The following is a 21,597-nucleotide window of genomic DNA, read 5'->3' on the forward strand; positions in this document are numbered from 1 at the left end:
GCACGAGAGCTCGAGACGCAGTACCGCGCTTCCAGCATGAGGCTACGGTCGAGAAGCTTACGAAAAGCTCCCGCTTCTGAGAGCTTGGACGGAGGGCGTTGGCGACGCGAGCATCGGAAGGTGGACGGCATAGACTTCGCCGCGGAGGGGCAGATGCACGAGCACCTCTGTCGGGAATGCACCGGTAATACTACGCAAGGCTTCCCGGTAAACCTGCAGTTGGCCAGTATATGACGCAAGAATTTCTTGTTCCGGTTGCTCGCCGGGATAACTCTTGTGATCAACGACGACGTAGTCACCCGAAGACAGTTCAGTCAGTTGGTCGAGCCAGCCCTGGGTACGCTGGTGCTCAGGGTTCGTCCAAGTGAACGGTACTTCTGTGTGCACGGTCGCATCGAGATAGCGTTGGTCGTGCCACTCAGCCCACCGGTCCCCTGCTTCGATGACCAGTTCTGGAGACAACACATCAGCAACGGCCCATCGTTGGATGAGCCTGGCGGCGATCCGGTGCTTGCCGGCATCGTCCAGGCTCCGGTACGGCACCGCAAGATACGCGTGAACGCAGTCTCCGACCCGGTCCCAGTCCATGCCGCCACGTGGCACGAGAGCAGGGCCAAGGTCTGCAATCTTCTCGACCCGTGTCTCAGCCACCAGGGTGGCATCAGGAAGACGATGACTGGCTTTGAATGTGGCCGGTACGATCTGGTCAGTAGCTGGGGCTTGGTTGCGGCCAGCAAGAATACGTGCGGCGGGTGGATCAGCCACCGGAGGCCGCTGTTCGGCCACCAGATCCAATGCATCTTCTTCAGAAGAGATGTGCTTGAGGTCGAAACTGACGGTGTCTTGGATGGTCATCTGCTGACCCTCGTGCACTGGTGAGGAGCTGATCGTCAGATGAGCAACCTGCTCCGTCGGCTCTTCGGTGAGTTGCAAGTCGACCGTGCCTGAAGCGAAGGCCTGGAGCTTTTGCACTTCGGTTTTCGGGGCCAACACGGTGGTGTGCACCGAGCGGGTCATCGCCACATAGAACAGTTGTTGTTCTTCTAGTTGTTCGGCCTGTGAGCGCTGCACCTGTGAGGGGTCTTCGACGATGCGCTGCTTGAGGGTGTCCGAGTGGAGCAGCGTCTCTGGCCAGAACCGCAGTTGGCGGCCCGCCAGCGGAGCGTCCATCGAGATATCTTGGGTGACGTGCACCCACTGTCCTGCGGGCCGAAACTTCTCGGAACCATCTGGTAGTGCCACAACAACAGCGTCCCATTCAAGCCCCTTGGACTGGTGAACTGTCCCGACAAACACCGCATTGGTATCTTGGGCTGCCTGCGTGACGGCATCCGGAGAAACCTCGAGGTACTCGAGAAAGTCCGCGGCGATGGGAGCATCAGCTTCATCCGTGAACAGCGCTGCCGCCCTCAGGAGACCGTTGAGCGCTGCGGTGCCTTCGCGAGCCCGACCCCACGCTGCAACTTTCGTGCGAAGGTCCAGCGCATCGATGACTGCGGCGGTGAGTTCCACAGGCTTCGAGTCTGCGATGAGTTCACGAACTTCGCGAAGCGGGGTCAGCGCGGGATCCTTGCCCCACTCGGCGAGCTGCTCACGCCGCTGGGCTCGAGTCTCCAGCGCTGTCAGCTGTTGGAGCCAGGTCTCGTGGGCCTCGTGCTCGTTCAGCAATATGATGAGCTCGACCAACGCTTGGGTATCGTTTGGATCGAGCAAAAACGCAATGCCTGCTCGGACCGCAGCGCCCTCCCGAGTATCCAAGAGCGGTGCGCCGCCACCGGTCACCGGAATGCCGTGGGCGGTCAGCAGGCGTTGAAGCTCTGCGGCCTGGCTATTGGTTCGAGTCAGAATCGCCCGGCTGCCAGGCTTCGCCTCCGCGTTTTCCTGGTCAATCAAGCCGTGCACAATGCGCTGATACCACTGGGCATTGTTGGGTTTTTCCGTATCTGCATCGACCCACAACTGCACTTCTCCACCCACATGGGCTCTCGCCCGGGGTGGGGCGACATCCAACCAGACTTCTGGGTTCCGACAGGTCGCGGGGTCTATCCCGGCAAATAGCTGGGAGAAGATCCGGTTGGTGACGTCGAGTGGCACTTCGTGGGTACGCCAAGAATAGCTCAGCGTATCGGTGGTACCGCCACCGTCTTCAATGGCGGTGATGGCCGCTTGCATCAGGTCGGGGTCAGCACCGCGGAAACGATAAATTGACTGCTTTGGGTCGCCGACCCAGATGACTTCTTCCACGAGCCCACCGAGCTCAGTAAACAGTGCTAATTGCAGTGGGCTGGTGTCTTGAAATTCGTCGACGGCCAGGATGCGATAGCGCTCGGTGATCGTCTCGCGGACCATCTGGTTGGTGCGCAGGAGCTTGAGGGTGAGGTGTTCTTGGTCGATGAAGTCGATCAGGCCGAGCTCATCTTTGTATTCACGGTATGCTGCCATGCACTGTGCGGCCGTGGTGAAGACCAGCCGCACAAGCTCGGTCATGTCACGTTGAAATTGCGTGTCAGTCGCAAGCGCCTCGGGATCCAAGAGTGCCGCTAAAGCTTTCTTGAATGCCGCCGGAGTTCGGAGACCAGGGAATTTCCCTGCGGTCGCGTCGAACCATGCTTTCCACGAGACACCGTCTATGCCGTCGAGCTCGATGGTGTCGACGAAACGCACTGCAGCCGAAATCGCTCGTTCATTGGGGCTCACCGAACGACCCTTGATCACACCGCTATCCAGGTCTTGTTGTATCTGTTGGATGACCTGGCGGAGACCTGCAAGCACTTGAGTGCGTTGGTCGGTTTCCTCTTCCGCGCCGATCAAAGTGTGAATCTCTTGCACACTCTGCTCAGCAAAGTCGGCGAACTCCGAAGGGTCGATATCATTGGTGCGCGCCAAGTTGACCACGTTGCGGATCGTGTCACTCCAGTTGCGTCGCAAGTCGTGGAACGAGGTCCAGTCCGCTTCGGTCAGGTTGTATCCGGTACGAGCCAATAACCCGCGATGTTCTTGTTCCGCCGCAGCGATGATGTCATCAGCGGCGATGGCAAACGCGCGCCGCTCAGCGGTTTCTGTCAACACGGTGAGGTCTGGTGACAGACCGATATCGACCGCAAAGTCTTGGAGAATGCGTCCCGTCACGGAGTTCACGGTCCCAATCAGTGCCGCTGGCAGCGCTGCGGCCTGGGACAGCTGATTCTCGTCGACGAGGTATTCCCGGATGCGATGTTTGAGTTCTTGGGCGGCTTTGCGGGTGAAGGTGGTGGCAATGATCTGCGACGGGTGCAGTTGTGCTGAGCTCTCGCCATTGGCAAGCCGGTTGGCGAGTTCTTGGGTCAGTCGATAGGTTTTCCCGGATCCCGCCGAGGCTTTGATGATCGTGTACTTGGTCAGGTCCAAGGTCATAGCTCCTTCACACCCGCGATGAAATCGTAGGTTCTATCGCGATACGACCGCTCTGGGATAAACCCGTCGACTCGAGCCGCCTGCAGGGGCCCATAGAGTTCCCCATCGCGCGGGACTGTGGCCTCATCGCCCTTCTTCATGGCCCGCTCGTAAGCTTTCCATTCATCACGATCCACGAGCTTCCCGAAGTCAAACATCACGCCCTCGCGCAACCGATCGAAGAATGCGTTGAGACCGGTCACGGCTCGCTGCCATAACTCATCCGCGCTGGCGGCACCGTATTCACTGGGTTCAAGTGTGATGACTTCCCGAGCGCCGAAGCCGTTGAATTCGGTGGCCATGTCGCCATCTTTGAGCATGAAATATGCGGTGGGGATGTGGGCCAGGCCCCGATCCTCGGTTTGCGCGGCACGAATCGAGTGGGCGTAGACGACCAGCTGCATCGCCTGCCCGGTGCGGATTTGATCCTGATAGCGGGTTTTGGAGTTCGTGTACTTCATATCGATCAGCCCGAGGCGACCATCGGTGAAAACGACGTCGACGTCCCGGCGGCCAGTTAACTGCAACGGCTGGCCGTGTTGGCCGCGAGTGCCAGGCACTTCGCACCCGATCTGGCTCTCGACACCGCTGATACGAGTACCAGTTTTGCCCAGACCGGCAAAGAGCGCGCTGATGGCGCGGGTGCCGTGGTTTAGCAGCGTGGCGCGCTTTCGGCGATACCCCGGCAGCATGAGTTCTGAGGCGTGATAGGGCATGAGCTCGATGAGTGTCTCACGCACGTCGTCATCCGTGACATCAATAGCAACAGGCTGACCCGGTTCCTCGATGTGACGGTTGACGAGGGTTTCGACGGTCGCGTGCAACCACAGTCCAATCATACGGTTGTCGGTTGGGATGTGCGTGCGTGCCGCTGAGGTGATCTGGAGTTGACGTTCGAGCAACCAATCGGTGGGGTGCGTGAGCAGCCGCTCCCACTGCGAGAAACTGATCCGCGACGGAATGAGTTGCTCCCCCGGTGTGATCTCCCAGCGCACGGGGCTTCTGGTCGTCAGTTCCACCGCGGGTGGCGCAACAGTTTCTGCGGGGAAGACATCATCGACCGTGCAGGTCACCTGCTCGGCAACCTCTCCCAAGCTGAGATCCGGATGCTGCGAGCGCACGTCGTCGAGCAGAAACGTCAGGAGTGGGTGTGGCCCAACTGGTTCCCCATCGACAGTGGTTGCCGGCAGGATGGCCGTGACCGAACCGCGCTTGCGCGCTGCACGGATTTGCGAGTCCAAGTGCAGGGCTGCCAGAGCTTCGGGTTCGGCGGGCTCGACACCGATGCTGTGCAGATAATCGAGTTCTGTTAACCGGCTATAGCAACGTTGCACGGGCGCATCGTCGAGGGGCAACCACCAGACCACCGGCGCAGTACCGGTGCCTAACTGCGACGGTGACGTCACCACGTCCATGAACTCCGACGCGCTTTGCCGCTGACTATCAACAATCGGTCCGACATCACCGGCAGAATCATTAATGATGGCCCGCAATTCCTGCATCGAGACCGTGCTGCCGAGACTGCCGAGCACCTCGATAACAGCTGTCGCGTGTGTGATCGCTACCTCAAGCCCTTGGGTCTGGGAGGTCTCCCCGAGTCCGCGACGCAACGCATTCAGCCGTGTGACCAGCCAGGTGAGGTGATCGACGACTTGTGCCGTCTTGAGTCCAGAAGCGTCGAGCTCGATTGGGTTGACTCGGATGACCTGATCGAATGCGTCAGCCAGTTCGCTGTGCCGTTCATTCCCCTGGGCCCAGATTTCTTCGAACGCAGCGCCCCAGGCCGATCCACCTATCCCGGGCTGTTCGCTGAGTGCCCACAGCAGTTCTCGTCGGACGGCGTTAGGCAGCAGCCGGATTTGGCGTCTGATGCCATCGTCGCCTTGCTGCACCGCCAAGGGCATATCCAGCAGGTTGGCCAGTGCGTGCACATCATGCGGTGCCATCGCTGCGGCCAAGAAAACGCCCAACACCTGCACTCCGGGTCTGGCACTTCCTGGCTCCCGCACTCCTGCGGTCGGGAAGCCATAGCGGGCCAGTTCCGCATCTAGCAGTTGAGTTGAACGACCCGCGACGAGCGTGAACGGTGCATGGGCGTGAGCCTGTACGGCTCGAGTCGCCACAACAGCGGCATCCCATTCAGAGTCGGCGTGCAGAATGCGCAGCTGAGTCAGTGGCGCAACCTGTGGCACATTTGCTATTTCAATCCCCAGTGCCGCAAGGTGGCTAAAAAGCTGTTGCCATATTTGAGGCAGCGCGGTACGTTCATGTTCGATACGGACCGCTTCAATGCCAAGTTCAAAAGGCAGCTGCGCAGAAACAAGCCACTGAAGCTCTGCCGCAACATCAGCTAAGAGGTCGGCTCCACCGGGAGCCCAATCTGGTTCTTGGGCCAGGGTGGTTTCGATTCGTGCCATCGTTCGCAGACGGGGTGGCACTGACGCGTCCGTGCACTCTTCTGCGTGCCAACCGGCAGCTACTAACTCATCACGCCAGGCAAGCACCTGTCGAGCCGTAGCCCAGGGATCTTTGACAAAACTGTCGGCAAACCAGGGACCGTTCGGCGCAGTGTCGACTTCAGTTAGGTACTTCTCCAACGCTCGCCGGTACACGGCAATCCGCTGCACCTGTGAAATCGCGGGAATATTGAGGCCTAGCCTGGTAGCCAGTAGAGAGGTGAGACCCGTGGGGCCGGCTGTATATTGCCGCAGCGAATCCTCATGGTTCCATCGAGCTCCGTCATATCCCCAACCGAAATGTATCTGCATGACCTACCTCTCACGACCGGTTATACCAGAGGAAACCGCTACGTTCAGCCTTTTACTTTTTTCCTATATAAATAATCATCGGAGCCGACTTTCAGATAGTTACTTCACTCAATTCTGGATGTCCTTTAGGAGCATGATCAGAAACTGCAAATGGTATTTACCTGCAGAAGAGAGGGGAATACGATCTCAACCGAGCGATCTGTGGCTTACAATAACGAACATTATTCCAATCGAAGAGAAAGCACAGGAGAACGCTCTGAGCAGGCATTACCGTCGAGGACATTATCGCCGCGGAAAGAATGGGCAAAGAGTTTGGGTTAGGGGTCATACAGTAAATCGCCATAGATCGGGTTCGTATATACAAAGTTCTACCCGCTCCGCCAACAGATATCAGCCAGCACGGACGCGGTACCCTAGAGGCAAACTTACACCCACTGCTCACCCCTTAATCCCGGAGAAATTAGTAAGAATCTTTCAGGATTATCATGAGGGCCTCCCTCCCAATTCAACCTGCCCTCTTTGCGGAGCGGCCGTATGGTTCATTGCCGTCCCGGGCTCTGCTCAAAAACGAATTTACCTCGATGCATTATGGCCTTCTTGGCCCAAACATCCATGCGTGAACGTCTATTCCGTGTCCCAGCGAGACCATGCACTTGAAGGTATAAAGCGCGCCTATGCGCTATATCGCGAGCACAATGAGCCGCGCCACAACACCTTCCGCCGTGTGCCGCCCGCATCGCGCTCACGTGATTCCAGCGCGGGATGCGGCGTCCTACTTCTTATCTCATTCACCCTGCTCGGTATGTGGATGATTGATTCTTTCTATAATTAACGTTGATCGAGAAGAAAACACCAGCAGCGTGGGTATCAACATCTTAGTCTCGAACCACGCCCTTGGGGGAGACACAACGACTCCGGCATCGGCGTTGAACACGGACCATAAGGCTTAGTTGCTTATCTTTCTTACATAGCTATCCCTCGGCGCTGATTTAGCCCAGCCGATCACAGGTCGCACAGTGGGCAAATATCGGAGTTCTTGGTGACGGCTGAGTAGACGTCTCGGAGTGACTCTTCGACTCGCCACTGCGGGAACGCATCTGATTCGAGCGAGTAGGGCCGGTCCCAAAATATCAAAGTCAGACGGTCTACCCTTAGGCTTTCGACCCTCGGATAAATAGACGGTGCGCAGCCGGACGAAAATAAGCTGGCAGGCTACGGCGGCGAAGAATGGATAACCACCTTGAGGCCTAGCGTGCGTCCACCACTTTGCAAAGGACCAAAAACTAGGCCTGCATATCCCGTAATCGGCTCCACGACAAAAACGAGTCGAGCGCGAAATAACGGTCAATACCAGACAGACCGGATAGCGACTTAGTAATAATGCTACCCCCACCTCTATTAGCGAGCGGGACCCTGCTCTGCAGTCCCATGACTCCCCAATTTTGGGCTCGTTCGCTCAAACAGGCCTCGCAAGTCTGTCTAATATTCGAAGACACCGATGACCTATTGCATAAAGAATCTGTAGATAGTGAGATGATAGGGAGCAATATAATATCTCACACCCACACACACCTATCTCTAACCATGAGAGTTAGAGCGCTGAACTTGTTGAGGAAACTCTATGAAAGCCAACCCGACATACTTACTCGATTCCCTATCGAATAATGATGTAACCTTCTTCATTCCGCCTTACCAGCGAAATTATGAGTGGTCGACAGATAATTGCAAGGTGCTACTCTCAGATGTGAAAAAGGTAGCCAAGTCGAACATGGCGGGCGGTAAGACTGAGCACTTCTTTGGCAGCATTGTTTATGTGGTGGAGGAGTCTGGCTTTGGTCGGCCTGATAAGTACGTACTAACTGACGGCCAACAGCGCATAACTACTACGATGCTCATGTTGATGGCCTTAAGAGATAGTATCGAAGACCCTATCTACCAACAGACTATCCGGCAGCGATTCCTTGAAAACGATAGAGCTGATGAGAGTGTTGAATACAAGATTAAGCTCAAGCAAGTTGAATCAGACTGGGAAGCCTATAAACTCCTTGTTCTCGGTGATGAAGTTCCTGCGGAACTGAAAAATTCCGCAGTGCACCAAAATTATCTTTTCTTCCGCAAGTCGATTGAAACTTTAACCGAATCAGAAAAGAAAAGTCTCCTTGAACAAGGGTTAATGAAATTCAGCATTATCGCGATACAGCTGGAGCCAGACCGGAATCCTTGGGAAAACCCCCAAGAAATATTCGAGTCTATGAACTCTTTGGGCAAGCCGCTATCTTTAGCTGACTTAGTTCGCAACTATCTGCTAATGGGTAAGAGCACAAGTGATCAAACTGAGCTCTACAACGAATACTGGCTGAGACTAGAGAAAAGACTCCCCGGGAAACTATCGGAGTTTATACGTGACTGGATGCAAGCGGACCAGCATAAGAGCTACAAAGTGGCTCGAGAAAACAACTACAAAGAGCTATACGGAGGATTTAAAGAGATAGTAGGCGGTCGCAGTGTTGAGGAGCTTTTTAGAAGCTTTGTGCGATTCGCTCGGCCGTACTCCATCGTCTGTGGGCTCGAACAGACAGGCATTCATCAAATTGATCAAGTCATCTCCGACCTCAACGTAATTGGCGTTGCACCGGCTTATTCTTATCTGACAGAGGTACTGGCAGGCTGGGAATCGAAGTTCCTGTCTAATCGGGACGTTATGGAAGTTCTAGTTGGTATGAGAACTTATCTTTTGCGCCGCCGCGTTCTTGGCATGACGACTGCTGAAAACAAATTTTACCCGGTATTAGGGGCTCGGCTCGACGAGCTAGCGAATTCCCAAAATGTAACCAACACCTTATATAAGCAACTATCTTCTCAAGAGTATGCTCTGCGTTTGCCCAACGACGACGAACTGGCGTCGCGGCTTCGTACCATGAACTTCTACAACCTTGGGCGTTCAAGGAACTACCCTCGCCTAATCTTGTCGATAGCTGAAGAGTATCTTACGAAATCGCGCCCAGCCTGGGATGATTCCTTGCTGCAGCTAGAGCACATCATGCCACAGAAACTGAACGCGGGCTGGCGTGAGATGCTCGGCGATGAGCACGAATCAATTCACCAGGAATATCTGAACAACGTCGGGAATATAACGTTAATTCGACATAATCAAGAACTAGGTAACAAGTCATTTATCGAAAAGAAGGTTACGTACGCCGGCCGATCAGGCTTACAAGTTACTCAGAATCGTATTCTTGATCGAGAAGTTTGGGACCTAAGCGCGATAACCCGGAGACAAGACTACATAATCTCCCTCATCATCGACCAAGTTTTAGAGGTCCCCCAGCGCTTTAAACGCGGTAGCAACTGGAGTCAGAATGGGCGTGGTACGTCCCAGTTTGATTCGCGTGAAATGTTGAACCAACTCATTGGCGAAACGATTGAATTTGTTTCCAATCCGGTTATTACCGCAGAAGTGATTAGCGATTCTAGGGTTTGGTTTGAAGGTGAAGAATGGGCGTTGGGCCCGTTAACGAAGGAACTAAAGGAACGAAGCGGCGCGCGAGTAAGTAGAACGAGTAACTTTCATGGCGCATCTAATTGGAGTTGGGATGGCACCAGATTGGTTGATCTGGATATTTAGGTGCGAGGCAAACCTTTTAGAATTCTTCACGCCCACACTATCGCTGAACTAACCGCGGCTGTCGCACGGGAAAGTCCGTTCTAGGACACCCAGTATAAATCTATACGGCCATACGTGCGCCTGACTATCGAACGGGAACAAGGGATTTGGGATATAGGGCCAAAGATATGCTCCCGTACATAGCCGTGAGAACACGGATTTGTAACTGAAACTAATCGAATATGTCAAGTCACATACCTGGAGGGTAAATGGACGAGGAATTATTATCACGAAATTGGACCGATACAGCTCTCCTGACGCTGTCTCCAGCCCTCGATGATCACATTACGCGTGTTATTGCAAAACTCATTGGCGACGATGTCCCGTGGCCATACGTACTCCAAGAACTCGATTCTTTGAAAGGAAGGGGTCCGGTTGAGTTGAGTCGACGGGATCCGGCAGTTCAATATCGGATGCTTACAGAACGATTGGGGGACCTCGGCTACCCTTTCGACAGGAACAATCGGCATCGCTTATTTAGCACATATGGCCAAATGCTTCGGTTAGCACGTAATCAATTGTCACACCCCGATGACGTGATTGAACCAGTACATGCCATGACCACCATAGTCACTGCTACTCAACTCGCGTCGCTAATTGGAGCGACAGCTACTGTCGATAAACTGAATGATTTACAGAACGAAGTTCTAAGCTTCTTATGGTCAGACCAAGAAGATGACACTGTACAGATCCCTTCGAACTCTAAGAACAGAGAGATTTCGAAGCCCAACCCGCCGAAGTCGCTGACCCCCACCACCTCCCAAGCATTTACAACCCATGACGTATCGAGTATTAAAGGGACGTTATCAAAGCGTATCGTCGAGTGGGAACCCATTCTCATTAATCCCATCGGCGAGAAAGATGATCTGGACAGCCTGCGTCGAGTCAGTTCGAAGAGAAAAGTCATTCAGGCAATCGAAACTGTCGTTAGTAACTATGGTCCCCTCAGCGAGGACCAGTTACTGACCAGCGTTGCTCGCGCATTTGGGTTACGACGGCGCTCGAGTTCCTTCCAACGAAAGATCAAACACCAAGTTGCAAGTGGCAACGCTGAAGTATGGCGCGATCAAGATGGATTCTACTGGCCGAAAGGTGTGGAACCAGAAAAGTGGCGCCTGTACCGTAGAGACTCAAGTGGTAAACGCACACTCAAAGATATCTCGCCATATGAATTGGTTAATCTCCTTGAAATTATAGTTCGTGAGAAACCAGCACGATATAGTAAGAGTGATCTACTAAATCAAATACGAGATGAGTTTGATCTTCAACGACTTAAAGGACCCACCCGGGAACAAGCAATGAAAGCTGTCCATAAGGCCGTCGATATTGGATTACTAAGTATTGATGAGCATGAAAAATTCTTGCCTGCACCCCTCTAACTTAGCTCTCAGGAACCTCGAAGTGTCGTAGCTCTGCTAGCAATGCCGGTGCGACAAATCCTCCTGTCATCGCTGAGGGCGCCACCTGTCATTGTCTGTGCCTATGCCCGCCGCTTGTGCGATGCCTACCTCCAGGCAGACCGAGAACTCGTGCTCATTGCGACGCTGCTGCATGACACCGGCTGGGCCCACGTCGACGAAGAACGCATCATCTCTGAGGACTTCTGCGGCGACGGGCTCAAAGCGAAGATCCGCTATGAACACGAAGTCCAAGGCTGCGAAGTCGCCAAACGCGTTCTCCCGGCCTGGGCTACTCCGATGAGTTCATTGCAAAAGTCACAGCCATTATCGATGGCCATGATACCCGGCAAGAAGCCCACAGCATCGAAGACGCCTTGATGCGTGATGCTGACCGGTCCTGACGTTTCGACCGCGTCGGAATCGCCCTGGCCTCTGGATGGTTTAGCCAAACTCCCGATTACTACACCGACCGGCTCGAACACGAAATTATCCCCGAACTCATTACCGAAGCAGCCATCGCCATGGCGCATGCTGACCTGAAACGCTCCTGAGACCTACTGAAAACGGCGGTGCTCCGATGACCACGCAAACCCCACAGCAGCTCACCCGCGACACCATCGAGATCCCCTACCGGCACGTCACCACCCACTTCATCGACGGCGCCTGGGGGCAAAGCCAGGGACAAGACACCATCGAGGTCACCGACCCGGCAACCAACACCGTCTGGGGCTCGGTGCCCGTTGGAAATAAGGACGACGTCAATGCGGCCGTCGAAGCCGCACACGCAGCCTTCACCACCGGACCGTGGTCGAAAACCACCACACCCGAACGCGCCGAGATCATGCTGCGCATCGCCGACGAAATCGAAGCACGTGCCACCGAGCTGTCGCTAACGCACACGCTTGAGAACGGGTCCCCCGTCGCTGAGACATCGGGTGCCGCAGCCAATGCCGCCAGTATCTTCCGGTACTTCGCAACCCTGGCTCCAGAGCTTGAAGCCGACGACGTACACCCCTTCCCCAATGGCCAGGGCGAATCTCTCGTCCGCAAGGACCCCATCGGCGTCTGTGCACTCATCGCGCCATGGAACTTCCCGATCAATCTGATGGTCACCAAACTCGCCCAGCCCTGCTGGCCGGGTGCACCGTCGTGATGAAACCCGCCTCCCCTACCCCACTGTCGTTCCGCATCATCGTCGATGCGGTGAGAGCGGCCGGAGTGCCTGCCGGGGTCGTCAACCTCGTCACAGGCCCGGGACGGATGGGCGACCTGATGGTTCACCATCCGAAGGTCGCCAAAGTCGCCTTCACCGGCTCCACCCCGATCGGACGCCACATCGCGGCCGCCTGCGGTGAACTCCTACGACCTGTCACCCTCGAACTCGGCGGAAAATCCAGCGCCATCGTCATGGAAGATGCTGATCTTGACGAGATGTCGGGTCGACTCATCCGCTCGTGCATGCGCAACACCGGACAAACCTGCTACATCTCCACCCGAATCCTCGCACCAGCCTCCCGCTACGACGAAATCCTCAACATGGTCACCGAAACGATTGCCGCTGCTCCGCAAGGCGACCCCTTAGATCCGGCCACGGTTTTCGGTCCATCGGCAAACCAGTCACAGTACGAATCCGTGCTGGAGCATCTGGAATCCGCGAAACAAGAAGGTGCGCGTGTTACCACCGGCGGTGAAGCAGCCCAGCTGAACGGGGAACTGGCAGAGGGACTGTTTATCCAGCCAACCGTACTGGCTGATGTCACCCCGGACATGCGAGTCGCACGCGAAGAAATCTTCGGACCCGTCATCACCATCCTGAAATATAACGACCTCAACGAGGCAATCGAGCTGGCCAACAACACCGAATTCGGTCTCGGCGGCATTGTGTTCGGGAGCGATCAAGACAAAGCCCAAGAAGTGGCCGAGGCGATGAACACCGGCAGCGTCGGCATCAACTTCTTTGCCTCAAACCACGCAGCACCCTTCGGCGGCCGCAACGACTCCGGCCTTGGGGTTGAATACGGACCAGAAGGCTTAGCTGCGTATCTGTCATACAAGTCAATCCACCACCAATGAGCGGTGGGGTTCGAAACCAAACAGAACTACAGCTCGCCAGGGTTGGCACACACCCCAGCCCGCAGCGGAGTAAAGCCTCAAAACGTCATATAACCTAACCTCGTACGAGGGGAGCCTGGGACGCTAACGCTGAATGCCTCACGTTTGGACGATCAGGACCTCTCACCGATGGCGCATCATCATCTATGAGGTGCCACCAGCTCCCAAACTCCTACACGTATATGGCATAAACTATCCTCTTCGTATGCGAGTATCGCGGAGCTGCTGAGCCTAAGATCGATAACGCCGCCTATAGCCGTGACCTAACCGGCGACCATGGCAAAAGCCGTCCTTGAAACAAGGCATAAACGGCGCTCAACACCAAACTACCGCTCTCGGACACCGTCCTGTACGCAGATAAGTAAGCTGCATCATGGGTGGGGTGTGTTGCGTGGTGGTGCAGTATTTCTGGGCTGTGTTTGTGAGTGGATATCATAGAAAGGCCGCTGCCCTAGTGTCGTTCACTGGGATGGGGGCGTTTCACACACTCACACATGCAAGGGGTAGTAATACGGTGTCTAGGCTGACTGATCTCCTGCGGCAAGTGCGCCAAGCCGATACGCAATTGGCCAAAGACCTCGAAGCCGAGATTAACCAACTGACCAACCGGCGCACCTTCGGTCTAGTCTTTGAGCCCCACCAGCCCGAAGCCGTGGAACTGCCCGGACGCAGCATCCGGCGTGGTGACAAAGTCCGTCTCCTGCCCCCGCGCGGTGAGACCAAATCAGCAGATTCCCGGCTCTGGCGCGTCCAGACGATCGAGTCTTCCAACGGTCAACGAATCGCCCACCTGCTCGAGGCCAACACCGACCAGCCTGACAGCTGTAGCGCCCCCACCGAGGACCTCGTTGTGATCGCGGAATTTAGCGACCGGATCTACCCTGGCCTGGTGGAAACCGGGCGGGTAGAACGCGGCGGAGATAAACCCTTCCACACCGTCATCAACGCCGAAAACTATCACGCCCTACAATTATTGACCTACACCCACCGGCAGACCATCGATGCCATCTACATCGACCCGCCCTACAATTCCGGGGCCAAAGACTGGAAATACAACAACAACTACGTCGAAGGCGACGACGACTACCGCCACTCCAAATGGCTCGCCTTCATGGAACGCCGCCTCAAGATCGCCCGCGATCTGCTCAACCCCGACGACTCCGTGCTCATCGTCACCATCGACGAAAAAGAAGTACACCGGTTAGGACTCCTGCTCGAACAGACCTTCCCCGAAGCCGATATCCAAATGATCACAAGTGTCATTAACCCTAGTGGATCCAGTCGTTTAGGTAGCTTTTCGAGGTCTGACGAGTACATACTATTTGTATTTGTAGGAGCTGCTCAAATAGTCCCTGGTAGAGATGACATGTTACGGGGCAATCTAAAGGAACGCCCTGTCAGATGGGATGGTCTTGCTCGTCGGGGCGCGACAGGTAGACGAACAGCGAGGCCAAACCTTTTCTATCCGGTCTTCTTTCACAAACACAACGGTCGATATCACTCTGTAGGTGAACCCTTAGATATTTCTGAAAGCCGTCACGAGGTAGATTCTCCCGCTGGGACTTTTCCTGTATTCCCGATCTCTCAAGACGGTTCAGAAGCAACATGGGGAATCTCCCATATTAAGTTTGATTCACATATCAGAAACGGCTACCTCAAATTTGGCCCTTATGACAAAAAAAGACGTTGGCGAGCCATCTACCACGTACAAAGCGGCACCATTAAAGCGATTGAGGCTGGAGAGATCGAAGTCCATGGCAAAAATGAGGATGGCACATTGCTTCTGGGTGCACTCAATAAGCCAGTGCGTCCGATGACAACATGGAATAAGCAGTCCCACAGTGCTGGAGACTATGGTAGTTCCCTCCTGCGTCGAATATTGCCAAATCGTAAGTTCCCGTTTCCGAAGTCGTTGTATGCGGTCGAGGACACGCTGCGGTTTTTTGTCAAAGATAAGCCCGAGGCCAAGGTCCTGGATTTCTTTGCTGGCTCAGGCACCACCGCGCATGCCGTAATGCGGCTCAATAAACAAGACGGTGGGCGGCGACAGTCGATTTCGGTGACCAATAACGAGGTCTCTGCAGAAGAACAACGCACCCTGCGCAAAGCCGGGTTGCGCCCCGGCGATCCCGACTGGGAAGCCCTCGGGATCTGTGACTACGTTACCAAACCTCGTATTACTGCTGCCATCACCGGCCAGACCCCAGAGGGTCAACCAATCAAAGGCGACTACCGGTTCAACGATGAATTCCCCATGGCCGACGGGTTTAACGAAAACGCCGCCTACTTCACCCTAACCTACGAAACCCCACTGGCCGTCCGCCACCACCGCGCCTTTAAACGCATCGCCCCGATGCTCTGGCTCCGGGCCGGCGCACACGGCCGGATCATCACCGATCTCGGCGACCAGGGCTGGGACATAGCCCAAGCCTACGCCGTGCTAGCAAACTTCGATCAGACCGATGAGTTCCTCACCGCCATACGAGAGCACCCAGGGTGCTTAACGGTCTATCTCATCACCGACGACGACACGGCCTTCCAGATGATCTGCCGCGAACTGCCCGAACACCTACGCCCCGTCCAACTCTACGAATCCTACCTGCATAACTTCACCATCAACCAAGGACAACCACACTAATGCGCTACACCCTCAAGGACTACCAAGCAGAAGCCGTCGAAAAGGTCCTCGACCGCATAACTCAGGCGCAAGACATGTATAAGCGTCATGGTGCCCTGTCTCAGTTTTCTTTGTCAGCGACAACCGGCGCCGGAAAGACGGTCATGGCTGCTGCTGTGATTGAAGCTTTGCTGTTTGGTTCAGATGAGTTCGACTTTCCTAGAGATCCAGGTGCCGTCGTTCTATGGTTCTCCGATGACCCCTCGCTTAACGAACAGTCACGTGCGCGAATCCAGTCAGCGGCCAGCGAGTTGGATTGGCGTATGCAAATTATCTCTAACGATTTTCGTCAGAGCACTTTTCAGCCAGGGCATGTCTATTTTCTCAATACTCAAAAACTCAGTAAGAATTCACTGTTAGTAAAAGGCCATGAGCCAAGCTCAGATGACGAAGGCACTCTTCTCACCTTGGAGAAACCGCGCCCCGATGAAGTTCAATCAACTATTTATGACACCATCGCAAACACGGTTAAAAACGAGGATCTCACCCTTTATTTAATACTTGATGAAGCACACCGCGGTATGAAACCGGAACGCAATCGAACCACGATTGTCCAACGCCTCATTAATGGCCACGGCAGCGTTCCATCGATTCCTATCGTCTTTGGTATTTCGGCCACGGTTGAGCGATTCGACCAGGCAATGAAAAACATAAAGGAGCGGACGGCCCTACCAAGCGTTGAAGTTGACTCCGCTTTGGTTCAGGCTTCAGGCCTCCTGAAGGACGACATCGTCCTGTCGATTCCAGCCGAGGCGGGCTCATACGAATCAGTATTGCTCCGCCATGCCGTAGAGAAGATCAGGTCGTCGACAGCCGCTTGGAATGAATACACGAGTACGCAAGAGGGCACCGAGCGAGTCGAACCGTTACTCGTGGTTCAAATGGCAGATAAACCTTCAGCGGAAGACTTAACGGCAACCTTGGATACGATTTACGAGGCCTGGCCAGAGCTTGAGCATGACGCTGTTGCGAATGTTTTTGGTGAACGCGAAAAACTTCACTTCGGTAGTTATGTCGTCCCCTATATCGAACCGCAGCGTGTTCAAGACGCTAAACATATTCGAGTATTGTTAGCGAAGTCCGCGATTTCAACTGGTTGGGACTGCCCACGCGCTGAGGTGCTTATTTCGTTCCGGCCCGCTTCAGATCGTACGCATATTACTCAATTGCTGGGCCGAATGATTCGTACGCCTCTTGCGCGGCGCATTCCTGGCAATGAGCTGTTGAACTCGGTTGACTGCATTTTGCCTTATTTCGATAAGAAAACTGCGAAACTCGTCGCCAATATGCTCATGCAGGGTGCCACTCGAAAAGACGACGAGGCAGAAACCGGGGGTGGAGAAGGTCGTCGCGTACTGTTTGAACCAGTCGAGTTACATCCCAATCAAAAGATGCCAGATGAGCTGTGGCAGAAGTTCACGGCCCTTCCTACAGTTTCAATTCCACAACGACAAGCCAAGCCCATCAAACGGTTCACCGCTCTCGCGGCCGCTCTGGCAAAAGATGGGATCGTGGAGAATGCTGTAAAACACTCCCGCAAAACGTTAAACAAAGTCATTGCATCCCGTGTTGTGCAATATAGAGAAGAAGTCGATGCCGCTCGCGAAGATGTTCTCACGATGTCGGGGGAAACTCTTCGTGCACGTATAGGCGGAGGCCCTCTCATCAGCACTTCGTTTAATCTCTCTGCTGATCCCCGGGCGATTATAGAATCCTACAACTCCGCTTCCAGGCGCCTCAGCGCAGCTCTTTGTTCATCTTATGTTGACTACCTTGTTCCAACAGACGCAAATGAAGATGATCTGTTAGAGGCTTATGTCGAAGTGGCAGCTATAGGTTTGGTCCCTGAACTTGTTGAGAGTATTGAAAGCGAAGTGGGACGTCTGGCAACAGAATGGCTCGACGATACGCGTGTGGATCGAAAAGATCTACCCGATGAACACCAAGCCGAATACGAACGACTCGAAGGCATGGCAACTAGTCCCGAACGCGTTAGTCTCGCGCTGCCACAAGCCGGACAAGCTGATACAAAAATGTGGCGGACAGAAGAGGGTGACCCCATCACATTACCTGTCGACAGAAACCATCTGCTTGTATCCGATGAAGGTACGTTCCCACTTAACCTCCTCGGCTGGGAACAACATGTGCTGAAGACAGAATCTACGCGAAGCAACTTTGTGGGGTGGTGGAGAAACCCGGATCGCGCCGTCAAAGATTCATTGGCGATCGCGTATCGAGATCCTTCAGGGCAGTGGAAAGCTCTGCGCCCAGACTTCATCTTCTTTGCTGAAGGCAGCAACGGGATAGTCGCCGATTTGGTAGATCCTCATGGATATCATCTTGCAGATGCGCTTCCGAAACTCCGTGGTCTCGCCAAATTCACAGAGGACTACGGCACCGAATTCCGTCGCATCGAATCCGTGGCCGAAATCAACGGAGTATATCGCGTGCTCGACCTCAAAAAGGATCAGGTTCGAAAAGCCATCCGTGAATATCAGGACGCCAAAGCACTGTACACCTCCGATTTAGCAACAGATTACAGATAAGCCCTGCGATATGGAACTCACTGCGTACCAGTCGAAATACTACGCCCACCAATTAACGCGGTCCTACGCTTCGGATCACGTGGGAAAACTTGCGGGGTTGCTCTTCGATGCTCAAATCGAACCTAAACCTCACCAGATCGACGCAGCACTTTTTGCCCTACAAGCCTCATCTTCGCCTGGGGTCATCCTCGCAGATGAAGTCGGGTTAGGGAAAACCATCGAAGCCGGTATTGTGTTATGTCAGTATTGGGCTGAACGCAAACGGAAGATCCTTATTATTGCGCCTTCATCGCTACGCCAGCAATGGCAACAAGAACTGGACGAAAAATTTGCTTTACCTTCACGCCTTTTAGAGAGAAAGAACAAGAACGAGCTACTAAAGCCCCATTCCACCCTTCCGACTCACATCTTGATATGTTCATACGAGTTCGTACAACGAAATAAAAACGAGCTCATAAGGCATTGGGATGTCGTGGTTGCGGACGAAGCTCACCGACTTCGGTCCTTCTGGAAAAAAGACGCTAAGATCGCGCAATCTGTCTCGGAAGTTATGCGTTCCTCCAGAAAGTCTCTATTGCTTACTGCAACGCCCCTGCAAAACAGACTTGAGGAGCTCTATGGGCTCGTTTCAGTTTTTGACCAAAATTTCTTCCATTCTTTCGAAGGTTTCAGAGAACGTTACATAGAACATCCTTATAACACCAATAACGATGACCTCTCCAAACGAATTTCTCATTTGGTAAAACGGACGTTGAGATCAGAGGCTCAGAAATATATACGATTTACGGAGCGTATACCCCGCACGTTAGGCTTCATGCCATCTTCAGAGGAGCGCGAACTATATGACAAGGTGAATACTTACCTTCAACGCCCATTCCTCTATGCTTTCGCTAAGTCTCAACGGCACCTATCAGCCCTGATCATTCGCAAGCGTCTCGGTTCTTCGACTTATGCAGTTGCTACAACTCTCGAAGCCATTGCCAGCCGACTCGAGGCAGAGATTAAGTCCGGGCAGATCCGAAATAACAGGGGCGTGCTCCTAGACGATGACATGACCGCTGAAGAGTTGGAAGCCTTCGAGGGCGACTCCGAGGATGCGACTGATTTTCCTCTCCTGAGCCACCGACAAGAAATGATCGACGAAGCTCGAGAGCTGCGATCCTACGCGGAACTAGCACGATCTATCCGCGTCAATCAGAAAGCTATAAAGCTCATAGAAGCACTAACACTAGGATTCGAAAAACTTAGAGAGATTGGTGCCCCTCAAAAGGCAATAATTTTCACGGATTCAACAGTAACCCAGGAGTACCTCGCAGAAACACTGCGAAATTCTGGATGGGGCGATGGTTTGGTCCTTTTTAACGGGGCCAATTCTTCACCAGAAACCAGAGCTATCTATCAACAATGGCTTGCGACTAATGAGGGATCAGATCTCGTCACTGGCGTCCAGTCAGTCGATATAAGAAAAGCTCTCGTGGACGAGTTTCGAGAGCGCGGTACCATCATGATTGCTACCGAAGCTGCTGCAGAAGGCATTAATCTCCAATTCTGCTCTATGCTCGTAAACTACGATCTACCCTGGAACCCCCAAAGGGTTGAGCAGCGGATCGGGCGTGTGCACAGATACGGTCAAAAGCACAACGTCGTCGTTGTTAATTTTTCGAACCAAGGAAATGTTGCCGAGGAACGTATTCTTGAGTTACTGACTGATAAGTTTAAACTCTTTACCTCCGTTTTCGGTGCTTCTGATGATGTTCTGGGTTCGATTGAAGACGGCTTCAATTTCGAGAAGAAGATCGGAGAGATTCTCCAAAACTGTAAAACTTCTGATGAAATCAATGCCGCTTTCGAAGAACTGGAAACGCAGTACCAATCAGAGATTCAAGCAGAGATGCAGGCGACACGTGCTCGGGTCTTCGATAATCTCGATCCCAATGTGCGAGACAAACTAAAAAATTATGATGCGGAGAAAGACTCCGTACTTACGAAGTTTGAGCGTCTTCTACTACAGGTTACTAGACGAGAACTGAATGACCTTGCGGTCTTCGATGACGGTGCTCACAGTTTCACCCTCCAACGGCCGCCCGCGCCTGACATCCCCCAAGGCCGCTATTTCTTCAAATCAAAGCCTGAAAAAGGCGCTCACCAGTATCGTTTCACTAGCGATTTGGGACAATACGTCGTCACCTCTGCACTTTCCAACCCTACGCCCGAACGAGAGCTGCTCTTCTCGCATTCAACATCGAAAAGAGCATCCGCCACCACCGAAGCACTGATTGGACAGCAGGGTGTCCTACGCATCGAATTACTCACCTTTAGCATGCAAGCCGGCACGGACATTGTTAAAGAGTCGTATATCCTCGCAGCAGGCATAACAAAGCAGGGTGAGCATCTTGATGCAGAACAAATCGAACAGATTCTCGATTTAAACTGTGTAGAGGTTGGTTCTGTAGAACGAATAGATAGCACTACCATCACACCTTTGTTAGCATCTCAAGCTTCTTCTATTCAAGAAGAGGTTCAGACGCGATCCGCCACTTACGCTATCGAGCAAAGTGACCTTATCGATTCACGTCTAAAAGACCATAAGGCAGAATTCGACGCTGAAATTCGCAATATAAACCAGAAAGAGGAACGGGCTCGCTCTCTAGAAAGAAGAACAACTGATCTCACCGAACGCCTGCGATATCGAAAAGAGATACGACGATATTCACGTCAAGCCGACGACCTCTACGAAACGTACCGTGAGGAACGGTCTCAGCTAGACCGTCAAGCTGAAGAATACATAGATATGATGGAAGCAGCGCTCGGAGGCACGAGTAAACAAGAGCACATATTCACAATCCGCTGGAGCATATGCTAAGGCTCACAATAAGAGACTGTGGGGGCGATGCTCTTGCAATTGGAACAATCAAATACCCAAGTATGCCTCCCAGTTGCTCCTTGTTAAAATGAGCCAGAGTCCAACCTGCTCAGTGAAGCGCATCCATGAACCCCT

8 protein-coding genes and 1 pseudogene are annotated in these 21,597 nt (G+C 53.7%); 7 read left to right on the forward strand and 2 right to left on the reverse strand.

Annotated features, from left to right (window positions below):
• Positions 1-57 precede the first annotated feature (57 nt).
• Together J2S62_RS13525 and J2S62_RS13530 are read right to left on the reverse strand one after the other, a co-directional pair.
• Positions 58-3,393: a UvrD-helicase domain-containing protein gene (locus J2S62_RS13525; RefSeq protein ID WP_310175642.1), complete on the reverse strand. Its 3,336-nt coding sequence runs from the start codon at positions 3,391-3,393 to the stop codon at positions 58-60.
• Positions 3,390-6,200, reverse strand: coding sequence for a PD-(D/E)XK nuclease family protein (locus J2S62_RS13530; protein ID WP_310175644.1), 2,811 nt, complete (start codon positions 6,198-6,200; stop codon positions 3,390-3,392). The genes J2S62_RS13525 and J2S62_RS13530 overlap by 4 nt, the downstream gene beginning before the upstream one ends.
• A 1,621-nt stretch (positions 6,201-7,821) precedes the next feature.
• On the opposite strand from J2S62_RS13530, the gene J2S62_RS13535 reads away from it, so the two are divergent.
• From J2S62_RS13535 to J2S62_RS13565, 7 genes and pseudogenes are all read left to right on the forward strand, one after another.
• Positions 7,822-9,825, forward strand: coding sequence for a DUF262 domain-containing protein (locus tag J2S62_RS13535; RefSeq protein ID WP_310175646.1), 2,004 nt, complete (start codon positions 7,822-7,824; stop codon positions 9,823-9,825).
• Positions 9,826-10,073: 248 nt separating this feature from the next.
• Positions 10,074-11,243: a hypothetical protein gene (locus J2S62_RS13540; RefSeq protein ID WP_310175648.1), complete on the forward strand. Its 1,170-nt coding sequence runs from the start codon at positions 10,074-10,076 to the stop codon at positions 11,241-11,243.
• Between the two features lie 48 nt (positions 11,244-11,291).
• Positions 11,292-11,642: an HD domain-containing protein gene (locus tag J2S62_RS13545; protein ID WP_310175650.1), complete on the forward strand. Its 351-nt coding sequence runs from the start codon at positions 11,292-11,294 to the stop codon at positions 11,640-11,642.
• 199 nt (positions 11,643-11,841) lie between these two features.
• Positions 11,842-13,337, forward strand: a pseudogene (locus J2S62_RS13550) (aldehyde dehydrogenase family protein).
• 553 nt (positions 13,338-13,890) lie between these two features.
• On the forward strand, positions 13,891-16,014 hold the full coding sequence (locus tag J2S62_RS13555; protein ID WP_310175652.1) for a site-specific DNA-methyltransferase: 2,124 nt from the start codon (positions 13,891-13,893) through the stop codon (positions 16,012-16,014).
• Positions 16,014-18,599: a DEAD/DEAH box helicase gene (locus J2S62_RS13560; RefSeq protein WP_310175654.1), complete on the forward strand. Its 2,586-nt coding sequence runs from the start codon at positions 16,014-16,016 to the stop codon at positions 18,597-18,599. Before J2S62_RS13555 ends, J2S62_RS13560 begins: the two co-directional genes overlap by 1 nt.
• Positions 18,600-18,678: 79 nt before the next feature.
• The gene (locus J2S62_RS13565) at positions 18,679-21,462 is read left to right on the forward strand and encodes an SNF2-related protein (RefSeq protein WP_310175656.1); all 2,784 of its coding nucleotides are present in this window, start codon (positions 18,679-18,681) and stop codon (positions 21,460-21,462) included.
• The last annotated feature ends 135 nt before the right edge of the window (positions 21,463-21,597 follow it).

Origin of the sequence: Enteractinococcus fodinae, from assembly GCF_031458395.1 — a bacterium.
GTDB lineage: Bacteria > Actinomycetota > Actinomycetes > Actinomycetales > Micrococcaceae > Yaniella > Yaniella fodinae.

Bases quoted from the DNA above. Each gene is read 5' to 3' on its own strand.
- J2S62_RS13560 (WP_310175654.1), top strand. From the start codon at position 16,014: ATGCGCTACACCCTCAAGGACTACCAAGCAGAAGCCGTCGAAAAGGTC.
- J2S62_RS13530 (WP_310175644.1), bottom strand. From the start codon at position 6,200: ATGCAGATACATTTCGGTTGGGGATATGACGGAGCTCGATGGAACCAT.
- J2S62_RS13540 (WP_310175648.1), top strand. From the start codon at position 10,074: ATGGACGAGGAATTATTATCACGAAATTGGACCGATACAGCTCTCCTG.
- J2S62_RS13535 (WP_310175646.1), top strand. From the start codon at position 7,822: ATGAAAGCCAACCCGACATACTTACTCGATTCCCTATCGAATAATGAT.
- J2S62_RS13525 (WP_310175642.1), bottom strand. From the start codon at position 3,393: ATGACCTTGGACCTGACCAAGTACACGATCATCAAAGCCTCGGCGGGA.